The following is a 17,567-nucleotide window of genomic DNA, read 5'->3' on the forward strand; positions in this document are numbered from 1 at the left end:
GTCAAGGTCCCCGCCGGCGGCCGGGGCTCGGGTCGGCTCGCCCCCGAAGAGGCCCGCACGGAGGCCCTCTCGTGATGCACCTGCTCCTGGCCGTTGCCGCCGCCTACGCCGTGTTGCCGCTGACCGTCGGCGAGACGGGACTGCCCGACGCGATCGCGCCGTCGGTAGCCGAGCGCGGCGCGCTGGTCGCCCAGTTCGAGCGCCAGGCGCGCGCGGCTGACGGCGTGGTCGCCGTTCCGGGCCCCACCGTGGCGCGAGCGCTCGAGCGCGCCGGCTACGATCAGAACACGCCCTACCGCGCCTGCGCGAGCGCCGCCTGTGCGCGCGCCGTCGGCCGCGCGCTGCACGTGCGGGCGGTCGTGTACGGCTCGGTAACGCGCTACATGGCGCTGATCTGGGGGATGGACGTCACCGTCGTCGACGTGCGCACCGGCGCCGTCACCGGCCCGTTCTCGCTCGGCTACAAAGGCGACTACGCGGCCCTGTACGCCGGCGAGGGTGACTTGTCGGTCGCGGTGGCGCACACGCTGACCGCACGATGAATCCGTTCGTGATGATCCTGCGCGCGGCGCTTTGCGTCGCGTTGGCCGGCCCATTGCTTGGAGCCGGAACCCCGGACGCGGGCCAGGTTATCGCGGCGATGAACCGCGACGGCCTCGCGCACTTCGCCCAGGACGACCCGGGTCACGTCTACAGCCAATTCGTCAGCGGCGACGAGACGGTCAGCCCGCTGCTCGATTGGTCCCGCGGCGTGATCCGTGATCGCGCCGGCGACGACGCGACGCGGTCGGTCCTCGCCCGCTTGCGGCGGTCCGGCATCACGATCGACGCGCTCGTACGGTGGGGTGTTCCGGCCAACGCGGACGCCGCGGAAACCACGAGCGTTGCGAAGCTCGCCGGGGACCTGCGCAGCCTTGGCGTGACCTTCGTCCAGGTCGACGATCCCCCGATCCCGCGGCACGCGGGTCTCATCCTCATCGGGGACTTCACCCGCGACGCCGACGTCAGGATCGCGACCGACGACGCCTTGCCGCCCTTTCCCTCGTCGCGGCTCCAGAGCGACGTCCCGGTTCTGACGTGGTTCTTCGACGACATACGCGCGGCTCGGTTCGATACGACGAGCGGACGGCGATCGCTGTTTCTCTTCTGGGGCACGCACGAAAAGCTCGCCGCCATGCGCAAGCATCTGAACCCCGAACGCTGGGTGACTCTCACGAGCGGGTTCGTGAAGAACGTCGTCGGGGTCAGTGACCTCGGCATCGACACCATCGCCTCGGTCGCTCAAATCGGCATGCAACGTTCGGCGCGGCTGCTCGTGTCGCGTGATCGCGTCGCCGTTCAGCTCCGCGAGCAGTCATGGCACGTGTTCCCAGGAACCTACGATCCGGGCAACGCGCCACACTACGACGAACTGCCGATGGCGCCGTCGTTTCTGTACGCAGTCGTCGACGACGACACGGGAGCGATCATCTTGCTCGGCGAGCACACTTGATGAGGTCGATCCGTGCGATTGCCGGCGCGACGCTTTGCATCGCATTGATCGGTCCGTTGCTGGGCGCCGGAGCACCGCCGACCGCCGTCGTCGAGGCGTTGAACCGCGAGGGCCTCGCCCGCTTCGCATCAGGACCCGTTCCGACGAGCTTCAACAGCGCCGACGGTGAGTTCTCCGCCGGTGATTTCGCCGTCAGTCCGCTGTTACTGTGGCTCAAGCAAGAGATCCGCGCGAGCCAGACGCCCCCTCCCGAGCGAGCCCTTCTGTACCGCCTAGAGGCACACGGCGTGGCGATCACCGCCAACGAGCCCGACGCGTTTCTCGGAGAGGCCGACCACCTGCGTCAACTGGGCGTCACCTATACGACGGTCGGGCCGCCGCCGACGCCGCGTCCGGGCAGCACCAGCGTTTTCGTTCTTCCGCGTGGACTCGACGTCACGATCGCGACCGACGATCCGGTGGACAAGGCAATGCCCTTGCGCGGTGGCCAGGTTCCGTTTTGGTCGCACGACGGCGTGCGTGCCATGCGGTTCGATACCAAGGACGGAGGGCGCTCCGTGTTTGTCTTCCTTGGAGAACGTGCAACGCTCGACGCGCTCCGCAGTAGCCTCTGGCCGGAACGCTGGGCGGCGCTCAACTCGGGATTCACGCCGACGCTGATCGAAATGAGCGATGCCGGCATCGACAGCGTCGCCACCAGCTCGCACCTGCGCGCGACGTACGACGACTATGAGGTCAACCGACTCGTCGTCATGCGCGATCGCGTTGCCGTGCACGTCGAAGAGCACGGAGCGCGCACGGGTGGCTTGATGATCCGTGACTGGACCATTCCCCCGCGCCCGGAAAAGATCGTCACCGCCCTCCCGTTCCTGTATGCCGTCGTCGACAACGATACGGGCGTGATCCTCTTGCTCGGCGAACACGGCTGACGCGATGGACTATGACGAGTACTTCACCTCGCTCGATTCGCTGCTGCGCGCGAAGTCGACGCATGCGGATCAGATCGAGGGTCCGGACGTGGTGGGGCTGATTTGTCGGTGGGCCGCCGGTGACCGTTCACTGGTCGTCCTCCCCATGGAAGGCACCAACGTCATGCTCTACACCGTCATGCGCTTCGGTGAACTGGTGCCGGTCGCCCGGGGCAACGGCAAGCTCGAGCTCGGCGGCGAAGACATCTGCGAGCGGCTGGCCGAGCTGCTCGACGCGGGTTTCGACGAATAGCGCGCCAATCGCGGTATACTCTGCCCATCGGAGGGTGTCGATGCGACGGGTGGCGGTCCTTTCTTCGACGATTCGGTCGGTCGGCTACGAGCCGACCACGCACGAGCTCGAAGTCGAGTTCAGGTCACGGGAAATCTACGTCTATCACGACGTGCCGCCCGAACGCTACGACGGCCTGATGCGCTCGGAGTCACGGGGCACGTACTTCAACAAGCACATCCGCGACGAGTTCCGCTTCACGCGGACGTAACTCGCGTCCAGGGACGCCCAGTGCTCGCGGAAACATGAGAGCCAAGCAAGGCTGCGATATGGCCGCGAGGGGGGACAGGAGCGAATTCCTTCGCCCTGGTGGTTATCTCGAAAATTTACCACCGCTAGCTCGCTGCGGCCTTCAGTATCCACTGCACCTGTTGGCTCGCGCCTAGGTATCCGGCTTCAAATATACGATCTAACTCGCCGTCCTGCGCCGCCCTGGCCACAGCCACACGGAGAAAGTTTTGAAGGTAAAACTGGTCCGCTTTGTGGAGCATGCTTGTCGCGTTTGCTAAACGCTCAATCGCACCGAGCTCCGCTAGAAGGAGTCCCCAAAACAAACACACGAAGTTTTGGTAAACCTCCGGGGATCTGTCAGCATTTAAGAGAGCGTTGTAACGCTTCATTGACCCCCTCATTGCGAATGTGAGGTCCATGGGAATCCCCTGGACGAAAAGGTCGCCCAGATATCGCCCGAGGAGCAACCGCGCCACGCGCCCATTTCCATCAGGGAACGGATGGGTGTGAAGAATCTCGTAGTATGTCAGGACGGCTCGAGCGAATGGATCTAGGTCTTCGTCACGTCGCAAGATACTGTCGATTCTTGCTAGGCTCGCCCCAATCTGCTTCGGTGAGACCTTAATCTTCCAGATACGGCTGGTTCCATCACGATACCGTGCTCGACACGCCGCCTCAGCATTGCGAAGTGACGACGGGCGCCGCGAACCTAAGGCAATGCCATGAATCCTAGGCAACAGGTCGCTCATATGCATCGATGTATCAAGCCGTTCGGCGTAAGCAGCCGCGGTACAAAGGCGCATTAAGTCTCGACGGGTCGCAACTACGTTCCTAGATCCATTAATGCGCTGAATGAACTGGCCGATAAGGTATCGGAAGCGGAGAACGCTCGAAAGATCGACGCTCGATAACCTGCGCGCCGCGTCGAACCTTCCTCGAACGTTATCTATCGCCCGGGCCCTGGAGCTTTGCTTGTGTACCGTACCGGCACTTCGCGACCTACTGATCATACGAATAATTACAGCTGCGCGCATGGCCGCAAGGGCTCGTCCGGCAGACACGAGAGAAGCGGACGAAGAAAATCGTAGTGCCGCTCGGCCGGATGTTGCTCATAAAACGCCGATATCGCGGTCGCGTAGTACCTCAGCGACCGAGAGAAGGTGGGAAGCTTGCGGGTCGTGGGCATATTTGCTATCGCGATAGCTACATTGTTGGGCGACAAATGGCCGGGTGTAATCGCACTTTCTGCTGTAGCAACCGCGTCGGTCCGGCCGAGCTCATAGTAACGCTCCGCTGAGACTCGCGCGGCGACCTCAGCAGCCTCGATCACGGCAAGTCGGGTGTCTGTCGGCGTTCGCTTCCACCAAGTGTAGTCAAGATGCAAGTCATCACGAGCGTCCACCCTTCGCGATTCTGCTGGTCTCAAGACTGCGGCCGTTAGCATGATTCCGATGAGTAGTGCCGACGCACCAAGCCACCACGCGCTTGCTTTCCTCACTGCGGCTCAGGTCCAAGCTCCGAGCCCGGAACGGTTTTCCATGGAATCCACGCGCCTTGCGGCATTCCGGCTTCGCGCCAGGCTACATACCAGTTTTGTCCATCCATTGCAAATCCCGGGCCCGTCTCAATATTTTGCAACTCGAAATCGGTAACCTCGTTGCCATACCAGTCGACTGAGATGTCGACGGCGCTATTGCTAGCGGAGATCGTAAACGTATACGCGGGATTATCCGGATCCACTACAGTCATCGCTTCTCCGTTCGGTACGTCGTATGTACCCGTCACTCGATAGCCATTCGAGATGACGTCTGAGTAAATGTCCGCAAATGCGTCGTCGCCATTCGGTTCTCCAGGATATAATCCGTTGTCGGTTAAATTGTTTAAATCGTTTCCGACAATCTCGCGTAGACTTGTCTCGTCGTCTGGGCCGACACCGTCAGCCTCGGTTTGGCTCGGCACGGTCCCCATTGCGGCATCGTACGGATCGCCGTCATCACCGGTATCGCCATCGACCGCTTCCTGCGCTTCGTCTTGCTCCATAAGCTGGTCGATGTCGTCTGCGTTGTAGCTTGAATAACCGTCATAAGCGACGGTAACTTCATTGCTGACATAAAACTGCGCGCCATCCGCGTCCTGAACACTGAAACCCTCCTCGTCGGTATCATCGACGGTAGGATCGATTGGTCCCGAGATAAAACTAAGCTGACCGCTAGTCGATTGCTGCTGCGCCCACGTGACCCACGCATTAACCTGACTTTCCGTCAAGCCGGTTTGCTCGGCGCCCGTACTAGTCCAGTAAGCAGACTGGCCCGTTGATGGATCGATACCGAACGCGCCCATATATTGACCATCGCGCCCAAACACCGCTGTGAGGTTCGCGGAGGACGCGACTATTTGTCCTCCGGCGTCTATAAGGACATTTCCCTCACCGTAGCTCGTAAGCATCCCGTTCGAGATGAGGTTGTCATAGTAGTTCGTGTCGAGAAATGTGCTCTGCGAGTACTCCGTCTGTTGTTGAATTATCGTTGACTGGACCGAAGCGGAAACGCCCTCTTTGATCAGCCACTGTAGTGAGGTCTTCTTCTTCGCCGTCACCCCACGAAGCGATGACGCCGTTGACATCATCAACTCCGAAGCTCCCGGCGTATTGCCCCATGGCTGAGTACACATCGGTCAGTGCAACGGTCTGCTGTTGCGCTTCATACGATTGAATGAGAAATCGGCCCAGTGCTACTTCGACACCCTCTTCGGTCGCATCGCTCAGCGACGTCCGAGTGGTAGTTCCGGCCTCGTTCTCAACGGCTGTGTCAATCTCTGCCGCGGTGAAGCCACGATACGTAAGTACGTTTGTGGCGGCCGGTCCGTTCGGCTCCGTGATCACAGCGCCGCTCGAATTATAGAGCGTGAGGCCGCTAGTGCCACCGAACTCGATTTCGCCAACAAGCGTATCCTTGACGTCGTATACGTCCACGACGTCTTGATCATTAGAGTCCTGCACGCAGTACCCGACGACATCAGTTCCTATGATGCCTCCCGTCGAGTCGGTGACGCCCTGAGCGACATATTCAACGCCAGGGCCAGGAGAGATGGGCCCAATACCCGCCATGAGCAAAAATCCTCCGTAATTTCCGCACAGAAGCTAATCCGTTAATAGAAAAAGCCATCGCGTTACGTGCTTCCAATGCACGAAATGCAATGACCGATCTTTACATAGAACACCCTCCAAGCACGACGCCCGTAGACGCTCAGCAAGTCCGCACCGCTTCGAGAACGCCCGGCCCTTCCCTCCCTGTAGAGCCGATCAGGAGCTCAGGTAAGAGCTTGGTCTCTCATCTAGCCAGCTAAGTCGGGGCCCAGCCCTGCGCCATTTGAGACGCCCTCTGGGCTTCATCGCTTTCCGAAGCATTAGCTTTCGAACGACCCCATCGGGGGTTGCGAGCGATGCAGGGAAGTGCCTTCAGCGCGAGTAGCGAGATATTCGCCCGAGTGTCAGCAAAACAATTCCTCGATCGACCGAAGTAGGAGCTTCAATGGGCGTGCGTTTCTTATTCGTCGTCGGCTCACCGCGATCGGGCACGACGCTCGCCGGAAGTCTCGCCGCGAGCGCTTCAAGTATATACAACGCCGGAGAATACCATGCTTTCTATATCACGCGAAGCGTGATACCGGCTATAATGCGGCGAATCCCGTCACCCCTTCGTGTGAGATACGTACAGGAGGTGATTGAGCACGCGCGCCACTTTGCAACAAAGTGCGCTAGCGAAGCTGGTGCGCGCACATTTTGCGACGCTTCGCCATGGAATTTGTTGGTGGCGAACTCGCTTCGCGTAAGTCCGCCCGACTCGGTGTTCTTATTGTGCGCTAGGCACCCCGCTGGAGTCATCCAAAGTCTCGCGCAGTCCTATGCGTCAGGATACCACTGGGCCGGAAGATCTCTGGAAGAGCGGGCACGCCTTTACGCTCGCTTTTACGAATCGGCGTCGGTCCTGCCTGAACATCGAACAGCGGTCTTCGATTACGACGCCTTCTGCCTCGATCCTGAAGAAGAGCTGACCAAGCTTACGAAGACCTTGGGACGACTCCTTGATGAGGACCCTGGTGCGTTTGATTGGCATGTAAGTGCGACGAGCCATGCCCCGAACAAGAATAGCCGAGACCCAATTGGACGTGTTGACAATAGTGGGAAGTTAGAGTTCTTTCCGAGACCGCCCTACGACGCGTCTGCTTGGACTCAACAAATGGATGTAGTTGTCAACGGCATTGTCGCGAAGGGTCTCGCAGCAATCAGACGGCTGCGTCCAACAGTGCTCGCCACGAGCGATCTAAGAAGTAGATGACGAGATATTTTTGCGCGGATATTGGCGTACCACATTGACGTCTGGCCCTCTCCGCGGGTCATCCTCCTGTACGCGCGGGCTAACCGCCGTACGAATGTCGTTACTGCTGTGGCGGAAAGCTCACCCTTTGGAGGGCGCGAGATCCCGATTACACGCTTCCGGGCATCGCGCCGCATGGGGCGGCAAATCGCTCGGCTGCTGTGTCATGGCTCTCCAAGGTACCGCGCTGTGCGGCCGTCGAGCACGGCTTGGCCGGCGAAGATCACCAGCATGCCGGCGAGCGTCGTCGGCGCGGGGTGTTCGCCGAGCACCAGCGTGCCGAGCAGCACCGCCACGATCGGCGCGAGGAAGGTTACCGAGGCGGCGTTGGTCGCCCCGGCGGTCGTCATGATCCGGAAGTAGATCACGTAGGCGATCGCGGTGCCGGGAATGGCCAGACCGAGCCAGGCCCACCATTCCGGTGCGGCGAGCGCCGTCAGCTGCTCGCGCGGATGCTCCAAGCCGAGCGCGAGCGGCAGCGCGATCGCGGTCGCGGCGATGAGCTGGCCGCAGGTGAGCACCAGCGGGTCGATGCCGAGCGGGCGAATGCGGCGCGCGTAGACGATCGCGATCGCGTACGAGATCGCGGCGCCGATGCTGGCCAGCTGCGCGAGGCTGGTGAGGTCGAAGCCGCGCAGCGCGCTCGGGCCCATCAGCAGCACGACGCCGAGCAGGCCCAGCAGGATGCCGCCGATGCGCGCGGGGGTGAGCTTCTCGTCGTGCAGCATCACCTGCGCGATCAGCGCGGTGAAGATCGGGGTCGTCGCGTTGAACACCGCCGCGAGGCCGCTGTCGAGACGCTTCTCGCTCACGATGATCAGCGAGAACGGCACGACGTTGTTGAGCAGCCCCAGCAGGACGAAAGCGCCCAGCGCGCGCGGCGTCGTCGGCAGGCGTCGCCCGCTGAGGAGCACGACCGGCACCAGCACCAGAGCGGCGACGCCGACGCGGCCGGCGACGATCGTGAACGGCGGCAGCTGCGCCTGGTCGAGCAGCTTGTAGAAAAAGAACGCCGAGCCCCACACCAGCGCCAGCACCGCCAGCAGCGCCCACTCGACCGGACCCATCCTCTCGTTTCGCACGCCGCCTACCATAGCACCGTCGAACCCGCGCGGCGCCCCGTCCGTTGCGCGCGCATCCGCGCCGTCACGTCCGCCCGAGCAGCGCCTCGTGCAAGAGGTCGGTGACGAACATGTGGCCGGGCTCGTGGGTGATCGCGAAGGGGAGCTTGCTGGCGACGATGACGCTCTGCGGCGTCACGCCGCAGCCCCAGAACACCGGCACGTCTCCCGCTTCGAGCACCGGCGGGTCGCCGTACTCGGGGCGCATGATGTCGGCGATGCCGAGCTGCGCGGGATCGCCCCAGGCCACCGGCTCGCCGTGCCCCACGCGAAAGGCGCGCGTGACCTCGCGCGCGCGTTCGACCTGGTCGGCCTTGTACGGGCGCATGCTCACGACCATCGGGCCGTGCAGCCGGCCCGCCGCGGCCAGCGGGACGCGGGTGCGGTACATCGGGACGTTGCGGTGCAGCGCGTAGTGGCGCGGCGGCAGGCCGGCCGCGTCGAGCGCGTGGTCGAACGTGAACGAGCAGCCGATCAGGAACGCGACTAGGTCGTCGTTCCACAGGTCGCGCACGTCGCGCGGCTGCGCGACCAGCTCGCCCTCGCGCCAGACGCGGTAGCGGCCGAGATCGGTGCGCAGGTCGGCGCCGGGCGCGCAGCGGGACGTGTACGCGCCGGGCGCGAGCGGCGGCTCGACGAGCGGGCACGGCACCGGGTTGCGGGCGCATAGGTCGGCCAGCTCGTCGGCATACGCGCGCGGCACGACGGCCAGGTTCGCCTGCACGTGCTCGGGCGCGAGCCGCTCGGTCGGGCCGGTGATCTCGCCGCGGCGGACCGCGGCGCGCACCTCGGCGGCCGTCATTCGGCCACCGCGATCCCGTCGGCGACGTCGCGTTCGCGCGCGTGCGGATCGCGTCGCGCCGGATCGCCGAAGCCGCCGCCGCCGGCCGTGCGCACGATGATCGCGTCGCCCGGCACCATCGCGACGGTCGTCTTCGCCGGCAGGTCGCGCGTGTTGCCCTCGCGATCGACGAAGACGTGCGCACCGGTCGCGCCCTCGCCGCCCCCGGCTTCACCGCGCGGTCGGACCGCGTGGCGTTCGCCCAACAACGAGGCCGTCGCGGTCCCTTCGCGCAACGCGAATGCGCGCACCAGGCCCGACCCGCCGCGGAACGTCCCGTCGCCGGCGCTCGTCTCGGCGAACTCGTAAGCGGTGATCAGCATCGGCATCCCGCGTTCGATCGCTTCGATCGGCGTGTTGAGCGTGTTGGTCATGTGGACGTGGATGCCGTCGATTCCGTCGGCATCCGGCCGCGCGCCCATCCCGCAGCCGTTGGTCTCGTAGAACGCCCACGAGTTGCCGGCGCCGTCGAGGCCGCCGATCATGACGTTGTTCATCGAGCCGCCGCTCTGCGCGGGGACGCGCCCGGGCGCCAGCTTCGCCAGCGCGCCCAGCACCAAATCGGCGTTGCGCATCGAGGTCTCGACGTTGCCGCCGCTGACCGCCGCCGGGCGGCGCGGGTTGAGCAGCGTCCCTTCCGGAACGTTGATGGAGACCGGCCGGAACGAGCCGTCGTTCATCGGGATGCGCGGATCGGTGACGGCCCGGATGGCGTAGTACGCGCCCGAGAGCGTCACGCCGTAGACGGCGTTGAGCGGCAGGTTCGCCTGCGGCGCGGTGCCCGTGTAGTCGAGCGCGAGCTCGTCGCCGCGCTTCTCGAGTCGAACCCGCAGCACGATCGACGGTTCACCGTGCTCGTCTTCCATCACGTCGCTGTGCTCGACGACGCCGTCGGGCAGCGCGCGCAGCGCGGCGCGCGTGCGGCGCTCGCCGTCCGCCAGCGCCTTGTCGAGCGCCGCTTCGACGACCTCGACGCCGTAGCGCTCGATCAGCTCGAGGAAGCGGCGTTCGCCGACGACGTTGCCGGCGATCTGCGCGCGCAGGTCGCCGACCCGCGCCTCCGGCGTGCGCGAGTTGGCGCGCAGCAGATCGACCGTCGAGTCGACCACCTGGTCGCCGTCCATCAGCAGCAGCGGCGCGACGACGCAGCCCTCGGCGAAAAGGTCGCGTGCGTCGGGCGGCATCGAGCCGGGGACGGCGCCGCCGACGTCGGTGTGGTGCGCCTTGTTGGCGGCGTAGCCGACGAGCCGATCGCCGGCGTAGATCGCGCGGATGACGGTCACGTCGTTGAGGTGCGTCCCCGACAGGTAGGGGTCGTTGACGACGATCATCTGGCCGGCCGCCAGCGCGCGCCCACGCTCTTCCAGCCATGCCAGCGTGCGGCGCAGACCCCACGGCAGCGAGCCCAGGTGGACGGGGATGTGCTCGGCTTGCGCGGCCAGTCGCGCCCGCGCGTCGAACAGCGCGCACGAGTGGTCGAGCCGCTCTTTGATGTTCGGCGAGTAGGCGGCGTCGCGCACGGCGATCCCCATCTCTTCCGAGGCGTAGACGAGCGCCGAGGCGACGAGCTCGGCGGTGATCGGATCGAGGGTCGTGGTCGACATCAGCGCTCCAGCACCAGGTTTCCGTAACCGTCGACGCGCGCGCGCCAGGCCGGCGCGACGTACGTCGTCGCATCGTACTGCTCGACGACCGCCGGACCGACGAACGCGTCGCCGGGCCGCAGGTGCGCGCGCGCGTAGACGGGCGTGTCGACGAACGCGCTGCCGTCGTACACCGCGCGCCGCTCGCGCAGCGCGCGCGGCTCGGGTGCGCGCGCGGCGGGCGCGGCGGCCGCGACCAGCCGTGGCTTGGGCGTCGCGCCGATCCCGGTCACCCGCACGGTGACGACCTCGACCGGATCGCGGCGCGCGGCGAAACCGTAGCGCTGCTCGTGCCGCCGGTGGAACGCCTCGACCGCCTCCTCGATGGTGCGCGGCGCGGTGACGGCCAGCTCGGTCGACTGCCCGACGTAGCGCAGGTCGAGCTCCCGCACGAAGCTGCGATCGTCCTTGGGCACGCCCTGCCCGCCGAGCGCGGCGTCGGTCTCCTTCGCCAGCGCGTCGAACAGCGCGCGCACGCGCTTCCACGTCTCCGCGTCGGCCGGTGCGACCAGCGAGCGGACCGCGCCGGCGCGCACGTCGGCGGCCAGCAAGCCGTACGCCGAGAACACGCCCGGATACATTGGGACGACGATGCGCGCGACGCCGATGTCGGCGGCGACCGCGCACGCGTGCAGCGGACCGCCGCCGCCGAAGGCGAGCAGGGTGAAGTCGCGTGGATCGTGGCCGCGCTCGACCGAGACGATGCGCAGCACCTTCGCCATCTCGGCGTCGACCAGCGCGACGATGCCCGCCGCCGTCCGCTCGACGTCGCCGTCGAGCGGCGCCGCGACCGACGCGACGGCGGCGCGCGACCGCGACGCGTCGATCGGGAAGGCGCCGTCGAGCAGCGCGCTCGGGTTGAGCCGGCGCAGCACGACGTTGGCGTCGGTGACCGTCGGCTGCTCGCCGCGGCCGTAGCACGCCGGGCCCGGATCGGCACCGGCGGAGATCGGGCCGACCCGCAGCGTGGCCGCCGCGTCGAGCCACGCGATCGTCCCGCCGCCCGCGCTGACCTCGGCCAGATCGACGAACGGGAAACGCACCGGATAGCCGCTGCCCTTGACCGACCGGCCGCTGTGCGTCGTGCCGGCCGCCTCGAACGACGCGCTCACCTCCGGCACGCCGCCGCGAATCGTCCCCGCCTTGGCCGTCGTGCCGCCCATGTCGAACGAGAGCACGTGCTCGATCCCGAGCGCGCGGCCGACGTAGGCCGCGCCGATGACGCCGCTGGCCGGCCCGCTCTCGATCAGCGTCGCCGGCCGTTTCGCGGCGGCGGCCAGCGCCGCCATCCCGCCGTCGGAACGCATGACGAAGATCGGCGCGCGCACGCCCGCCTCGCGCACGCCGCGCGCCACCCGCTCGAGATACGCGCGCACGATCGGCCCCAGCGCCGCGTTGACGACGGTGGTCGAGAAGCGCTCGTACTCGCGATACTGCGGATCGACGTCCGACGAGAGCGACAGCTCGACGTCGGGCAACACCTCGGCGAACGCCTCCCCGATCGCGCGTTCGTGCTCGCCGTCGACGTCGGCGTGCAGCAGCCCCACCGCGACCGAACGAATGCCCCGCTCGCGCACCGCCGCCAGCGCACGGCCGACGCTCTGAGGGTCGAGCGGCAGGATCACCGAGCCGTCGTGCGCGCGCCGTTCGCGCACGACCAGCCGATCCTCACGCCGCGCCAGCGGCTTCGGTCGCTTTACCGCGAGGTCGTAGATCGCGCTGCGGTTCTGCCGCCCGATCTCCAGCACGTCGCGAAAGCCCTCGGTGGTGATGAACGCGACGCGCGGCAGCTCCAAGTGCACTTGCCCGAGCAGCGCGTTGGTGGCGATCGTCGAGGCGTGCGCCACCAGCGCGATCTCGTGCGGCGCGACCTCGCCGAGCAGCGCCGCCAGCGCGCCGAGCAGCCCGTCTTCCGGCGCGCGCGGCGTCGAGGCGATCTTGTGCCGGATCAGCCGCCCGTCGTCGGCCAAGGCGACCAGATCGGTGAACGTCCCGCCGATGTCGATCCCGACCCGCCAGCTCACGCCGCACCGATTCCGAGGAAGGCTTCTTGCACCAGAGGATCTCCGATCAGTTCGCGGGCCGGGCCGTGCAGCACGACGCGGCCGGTTTGCAACACGTAGGCGGTGTCGGCGGCGCGCAGCGCCTCGCGCACGTTCTGCTCGACCAGCAGCACGGCGGTGCCGCCGGCGGCGATCGCCGCGATGCCGGCGTAGATCTGCGGGATGAGGATCGGCGCGATCCCCAGCGACGGCTCGTCGAGCATGAGCAGCCGCGGACCGCTCATCGAGCCGCGCGCGATGGCCAGCATCTGCTGCTCGCCGCCCGAGAGCGTCGAGGCACGCTGGTCGAGCCGTTCGCGCAGGCGTGGAAACGCGGCGAACGCCGCCGCCAACCGTTCCTCGCGCCGCGCGCGGTCGCGGTCGACGTACGCGCCCAGCAACAGATTGTCGCGCACGGTCGCCGACGAGAACACGCGACGTCCTTCGGGGACGTGCGCGATCCCGCGCTTGACGATCGCATGCGCGGGGACGCGGGTCAGATCCTCGCCGTCGAACCGGATCGTTCCGCGCACCGGCCGCACCAGACCGCTGATCGCGCGCAGCAGCGAGCTCTTCCCGGCGCCGTTGGCGCCGACCAGCGCGACGACGCTGCCGGCCTCGGCCCGCAGCGAGACGTCCTGCAGCGCGCGCATCCCGTCGTACGCCACGGCCAGCTCGTCGATCTCGAGCAGGCTCACCGCGCGCCGTCCGCGATCTCGCCGTGCTCCAGCGGCGAACCCAGGTAGGCGTCGACGACGGCTTGATCGCGCACCGCGGCGCGCGCGTCGCCGGCGAAGATCGTCTTGCCGGCGGCGATGACGACGACGTGCTCGGCAATCGGCATCAGCACTTCCATCACGTGCTCGACCATCAGCACCGTGATCCCGCGCGCGAGGATGCTGCGCAGTAGCGCGACCGCGTCGCGGCACTCGGCCGGCGTGAGCCCGGCCATCACCTCGTCGAGCAGCAGCAGCGCCGGCTCGGTGGCCAGCGCGCGCGCGACCTCCAGCCGCTTCTTGTCGGCGATCGTCAGCGCGCTGCCCAACCGGTACCGCTTGTCGGCCAGCCCGACGAAGTCGAGCACCTCCGCGGCGTGCGCGATCGCGTCGGGGACGCGCGGATGCCGCAGTAGCGCGCCGGTCGTCACCGCTTCCAGCACGGTCATGTCGGCGAACGTCTGCACGATCTGGTAGGTGCGCCCGATGCCCAACCGCGCCACCCGGTAGTAGGGCAGTCCCGCGATCTCGCGGCCGCGGAACCGCACGCTGCCGGCGCTGGGCTTCAGCGCGCCGGCGATGCAGCCGAAGGCGGTCGACTTGCCGGCGCCGTTGGGGCCGATCAGCCCGGTCAGGCGGCCCTCTTCGACGGTCAGGTCGACGCCGTCGAGCGCGCACACCGAGCCGAACCGCTTGCCCAGGCCACGCACGTCCAAGAGCGCGCTCATGCGGCACGCTCCGCGATCGCCGGCGACGCGTCGACCGCCTGCGCGCCGCGCCGGCGGCGCAGCGCGTCGACCAGCGAGCCGACGATGCCGCGCGGGCGCCAGGCGGCGATGACGCAGATCAGCGCGCCGTAGATCACCAGGTCGTAGCCTTTGCCGGTGCCGCCGAGCTGCAGCGCGACGCCCTTGGCCAGCGCGACGTAGATCAGCGCGCCGACCGCCGGTCCCCACACCGTGCCCAGGCCGCCGACGACGCCGATCAGCGCGATGTCGATCGAGACCGACAAGGCGATGACCGAGGGCGGATCGACGAACAGCGTGTCCTGCGCGTACAGCACGCCCGCCGCCGACGCCATCGCCGCCGACCACGCGAACGCGATCAGCTTCCAGCGCCGCTCGTCGATGCCGACCGACGCGGCCGCGCCGTGATTGGCGCGCAGCGCGCGCAGATAGTAGCCCAGCCGCGAGCGTTCCAGCGCCAGCGTCCCGAGCTGCACCAGCGCGAACAGCGCCAGCGCGATCAGCACGTAGTTCGTCTTCTGAGCGAACTGCAGGTTGGCCCAGCCGTTGCGGATCGGCAGCTCGAACCCGTTCGCGCCGTTCAGCCAGGACGAGGTGTGCACGAAGGTCTCGACCAGCGCCGCCACCGCGATCGTCGCGATCGAGAAGTAGTGCCCGCGCAGTGCCAGCGTCGGGAAACCGCTCACGATCGCCAGCACGACGGCCGTCAGCGCGCCGGCCGGGAAGGCCAGCCACGGCGAGAAGCCGTGCGTCACCAGCAGCGCCGCCGCGTACGCACCGCACGCGAAGAAGATGGCGTGGCCGAACGAGACGTTGCCGGCGTAGCCGCTGATCCAGTTCCACGACTGCCCGAGCACGGCGTACAGCAGGAAGGTGAACAGCAGCTCGAGCGTCACTTGATCGTGGACGCCGAAGGCGGCCGCGACGGACACGACGACGATCGAACCGAGCGCCAACAGATGTCCCCTCATCGCCGCCCGAGCAACCCTTGCGGCCGCAGCAGCACGACGATCAGGTACGCGAGGTAGACCGGGACCAGCTTCAGCTCGGGCGAGAGGTAGAAACCTCCCAGCACTTCGAGCAGCCCGATCAGCACCGCGCCGACCAGCGCTCCTTGAATGCTGCCGAACCCACCCAGCGCGACGACGACGAACGCGGTCAGCGCGTACTGCACGCCGACGGTCGGATAGGCGGGGTTCGAGAGCAGCAGCAGCGAGCCGGCCGCGCCGACGCAGGCGGCGCCGATCCCGAACGCGAGCGCGTTGATGCGCTGCACGTCGATCCCCATCAGCGTCGCCGCGACGCGGTCCTCGGCGACGGCGCGCATCGCGCGCCCGGTCTCGGTGAACTCGACGAACGCGAACAGCAGCGCCGTGAGCACGATCGCGCCGATCCCTTCGACCAGCGTCGCCTGCGGGATCGCGAACGCGCCCAGGTGCAGCGTGCCCTGGAACGGCGGGTTGGGCGCCGAGCGGTAGTCGCTGGTGAAGATCGCTTGCGCGAGGCCTTGCATGAGCACCAGCAAACCGAAGGTACCGAACACCGTCGCCTCCGGCGGACCGGCCAAGAGCCGTCGCACGAACACGCGATAGACGACGATGCCGAACAAGAACAGCGCGATGACGACCAGCGGCAGCCCCACGATCGGGCCGATCCCGATCAGCGCCAGCCCGACGGCGACGTACATCGCGAGCATGAGGAACTCGCCGTGGGCGAAGTTCACCACGTCCATCACGCCGTACACCAGCGTCAGGCCGACCGACACCAGGGCGAAGACGAGTCCCGTCAACACCCCGGCGACGATCAGCTGGGCGAGGATGCTCAGTGCTTCCACGCCGGCATCGGCCACACGACCTTCTTGACCGCGACGTCGAACGGCCAGACGGTCTCGTACTTGCCGTCCTGGATCTGTTCGATGATCCCCTGGCCACCCGTGTTCTGCCCGGTCGCGTCGAACTGGATGCTCTTCCACGGCATCAGCGTGAGGTCGCCGGGGATGTTGGTCGCCGCGAGCGCGCCGCGGATCGCGTCCGGCTGGGTCGAACCGGCGCGGTCGATCGCGTCGGCCAGCACCAAGACGCCCATGAAGTCGCGCGCGGTGTTGCCGTCGAGCGGCTTGCCGCCGAAGCGCTGGCGGAACAGCTGGTCGATCAGCGGGACGGCGTGGTTGCGGTGCTTGATGTCGAGCGAGAACACCTCGCGGGTGAACACGCCTTCGGCGTCGGGGCCGAGCGTCTTGATGAAGCCCGGGTCAACGAAACCGGCGTCTTGCGCGAGGATCGCCTTGGGCTGCACGCCCTGCTCCTTGAAGCCGCGCATGAACAACAGCGCGTCGGGCAGGTACGAGGCCATCATGATCACGTCGGGAGCGGCGGCCTTGACCTTCTGCACCTCGGCGTTGACCTCGGTCGTCGTCGCCGGATACGCGATGCGGGTGACGACGTCGAAGCCGCGGTGCTTGCCGATGTCGGCTTCCGCGTCGCCCGCACCGGTGCCGAACAGCCCGTCTTCGCCGACGATCGCGATCTTCTTGACGTCGGCGTGCTGCGTGCGCTGCAGGTCGGCCAAGAACTGGTAGAAGTTTTCGGCGAAGGTGCCGTCGTTGGGCGTGGTGCGGAAGAACCAGTGCAGGCCGCGCGTCGTCAAACCGGGCGCCGACGAGTCGGGGTTGAGGAACGGAACGCCGTAGCGTTCGGCGACTTGCGAGGCCGTCGCGGTCGTCGAGGAGATGTAGGCGCCGATCAGCGCGACGGCATGGTCCTGGGTGATGAGCTGCTCGGCGGCGGCGCGCGCCTGATCGGGCTTGCCCTGCGAGTCGGCGAACACGATGCGGATGCGCGCGTGACCCAGGCGCGGCAGCCCGCTGTGGCCGACCATCGGCAGCGGATAGGTGACGTGTCCGTTGACGAGGTCGACGGCCAGCTGCTGCGCTGCGCGCAGCCCCGCACCGGTCTGGGCCGATGCGCCGGTCAGCGGGAGCACCGAGCCGATCACGATGTCGGGCGGATCGGCGGCGCGCAGACCCGCGCCGGGGACGGCCGCGAACACGAGCGCGGCGGCGAGAACGAAAGCGAGACGTCGGACCTGCAAGCGAACCTC

16 protein-coding genes are annotated in these 17,567 nt (G+C 67.0%); 5 read left to right on the top strand and 11 right to left on the bottom strand.

The features are described from left to right. Positions 1-74 precede the first annotated feature (74 nt). From VMD91_08025 to VMD91_08045, 5 genes are read left to right on the top strand one after another with little or no spacing between them, the layout of a single operon-like run. Positions 75-542, top strand: a complete 468-nt coding sequence (locus VMD91_08025; GenBank protein ID HTW83995.1) for a DUF2380 domain-containing protein — start codon at positions 75-77, stop codon at positions 540-542. Beyond that, positions 539-1,492: a hypothetical protein gene (locus tag VMD91_08030; protein ID HTW83996.1), complete on the top strand. Its 954-nt coding sequence runs from the start codon at positions 539-541 to the stop codon at positions 1,490-1,492. The genes VMD91_08025 and VMD91_08030 overlap by 4 nt, the downstream gene beginning before the upstream one ends. Continuing rightward, positions 1,492-2,421 carry a hypothetical protein gene (locus tag VMD91_08035; protein HTW83997.1) on the top strand — a complete coding sequence of 310 codons (930 nt, stop codon included), beginning with the start codon at positions 1,492-1,494 and terminating at the stop codon, positions 2,419-2,421. The genes VMD91_08030 and VMD91_08035 overlap by 1 nt, the downstream gene beginning before the upstream one ends. Positions 2,422-2,425: 4 nt before the next feature. After that, entirely contained in the window at positions 2,426-2,713 is a 288-nt protein-coding gene (locus VMD91_08040; GenBank protein HTW83998.1) for a hypothetical protein, read from the top strand. A gap of 40 nt (positions 2,714-2,753) precedes the next feature. Then, positions 2,754-2,963 carry a KTSC domain-containing protein gene (locus tag VMD91_08045; protein ID HTW83999.1) on the top strand — a complete coding sequence of 70 codons (210 nt, stop codon included), beginning with the start codon at positions 2,754-2,756 and terminating at the stop codon, positions 2,961-2,963. A 1,514-nt stretch (positions 2,964-4,477) separates the two neighbouring features. Here the strand turns inward: VMD91_08045 and VMD91_08050 are convergent. The 11 genes from VMD91_08050 to VMD91_08100 all read right to left on the bottom strand — a co-directional run bounded on the left by VMD91_08050 (position 4,478) and on the right by VMD91_08100 (position 17,558). Beyond that, on the bottom strand, positions 4,478-5,347 hold the full coding sequence (locus VMD91_08050) for a hypothetical protein (protein HTW84000.1): 870 nt from the start codon (positions 5,345-5,347) through the stop codon (positions 4,478-4,480). A 100-nt stretch (positions 5,348-5,447) separates the two neighbouring features. After that, a complete protein-coding gene (locus VMD91_08055) occupies positions 5,448-5,954 on the bottom strand; it encodes a hypothetical protein (protein ID HTW84001.1) in 507 nt (168 codons plus the stop codon). Between the two features lie 1,569 nt (positions 5,955-7,523). After that, positions 7,524-8,441: an EamA family transporter gene (locus VMD91_08060; GenBank protein HTW84002.1), complete on the bottom strand. Its 918-nt coding sequence runs from the start codon at positions 8,439-8,441 to the stop codon at positions 7,524-7,526. 64 nt (positions 8,442-8,505) lie between these two features. After that, positions 8,506-9,282: a putative hydro-lyase gene (locus VMD91_08065; GenBank protein HTW84003.1), complete on the bottom strand. Its 777-nt coding sequence runs from the start codon at positions 9,280-9,282 to the stop codon at positions 8,506-8,508. Next, positions 9,279-10,925: a hydantoinase B/oxoprolinase family protein gene (locus VMD91_08070; GenBank protein HTW84004.1), complete on the bottom strand. Its 1,647-nt coding sequence runs from the start codon at positions 10,923-10,925 to the stop codon at positions 9,279-9,281. Before VMD91_08070 ends, VMD91_08065 begins: the two co-directional genes overlap by 4 nt. Next, complete coding sequence (locus VMD91_08075; GenBank protein HTW84005.1) at positions 10,925-12,988, bottom strand: hydantoinase/oxoprolinase family protein; 2,064 nt, start codon at positions 12,986-12,988, stop codon at positions 10,925-10,927. Before VMD91_08075 ends, VMD91_08070 begins: the two co-directional genes overlap by 1 nt. Next, positions 12,985-13,704, bottom strand: coding sequence for an ABC transporter ATP-binding protein (locus VMD91_08080; GenBank protein ID HTW84006.1), 720 nt, complete (start codon positions 13,702-13,704; stop codon positions 12,985-12,987). The genes VMD91_08075 and VMD91_08080 overlap by 4 nt, the downstream gene beginning before the upstream one ends. Further along, positions 13,701-14,450, bottom strand: a complete 750-nt coding sequence (locus tag VMD91_08085) for an ABC transporter ATP-binding protein (GenBank protein HTW84007.1) — start codon at positions 14,448-14,450, stop codon at positions 13,701-13,703. The genes VMD91_08080 and VMD91_08085 overlap by 4 nt, the downstream gene beginning before the upstream one ends. After that, positions 14,447-15,439, bottom strand: coding sequence for a branched-chain amino acid ABC transporter permease (locus VMD91_08090; protein HTW84008.1), 993 nt, complete (start codon positions 15,437-15,439; stop codon positions 14,447-14,449). Before VMD91_08090 ends, VMD91_08085 begins: the two co-directional genes overlap by 4 nt. Beyond that, on the bottom strand, positions 15,436-16,302 hold the full coding sequence (locus tag VMD91_08095; protein ID HTW84009.1) for a branched-chain amino acid ABC transporter permease: 867 nt from the start codon (positions 16,300-16,302) through the stop codon (positions 15,436-15,438). Before VMD91_08095 ends, VMD91_08090 begins: the two co-directional genes overlap by 4 nt. Next, on the bottom strand, positions 16,290-17,558 hold the full coding sequence (locus VMD91_08100) for an ABC transporter substrate-binding protein (protein HTW84010.1): 1,269 nt from the start codon (positions 17,556-17,558) through the stop codon (positions 16,290-16,292). Before VMD91_08100 ends, VMD91_08095 begins: the two co-directional genes overlap by 13 nt. Positions 17,559-17,567: the final 9 nt, after the last annotated feature.

The sequence above is a fragment of the Candidatus Sulfotelmatobacter sp. genome, assembly GCA_035504415.1.
GTDB lineage: Bacteria > Vulcanimicrobiota > Vulcanimicrobiia > Vulcanimicrobiales > Vulcanimicrobiaceae > Vulcanimicrobium.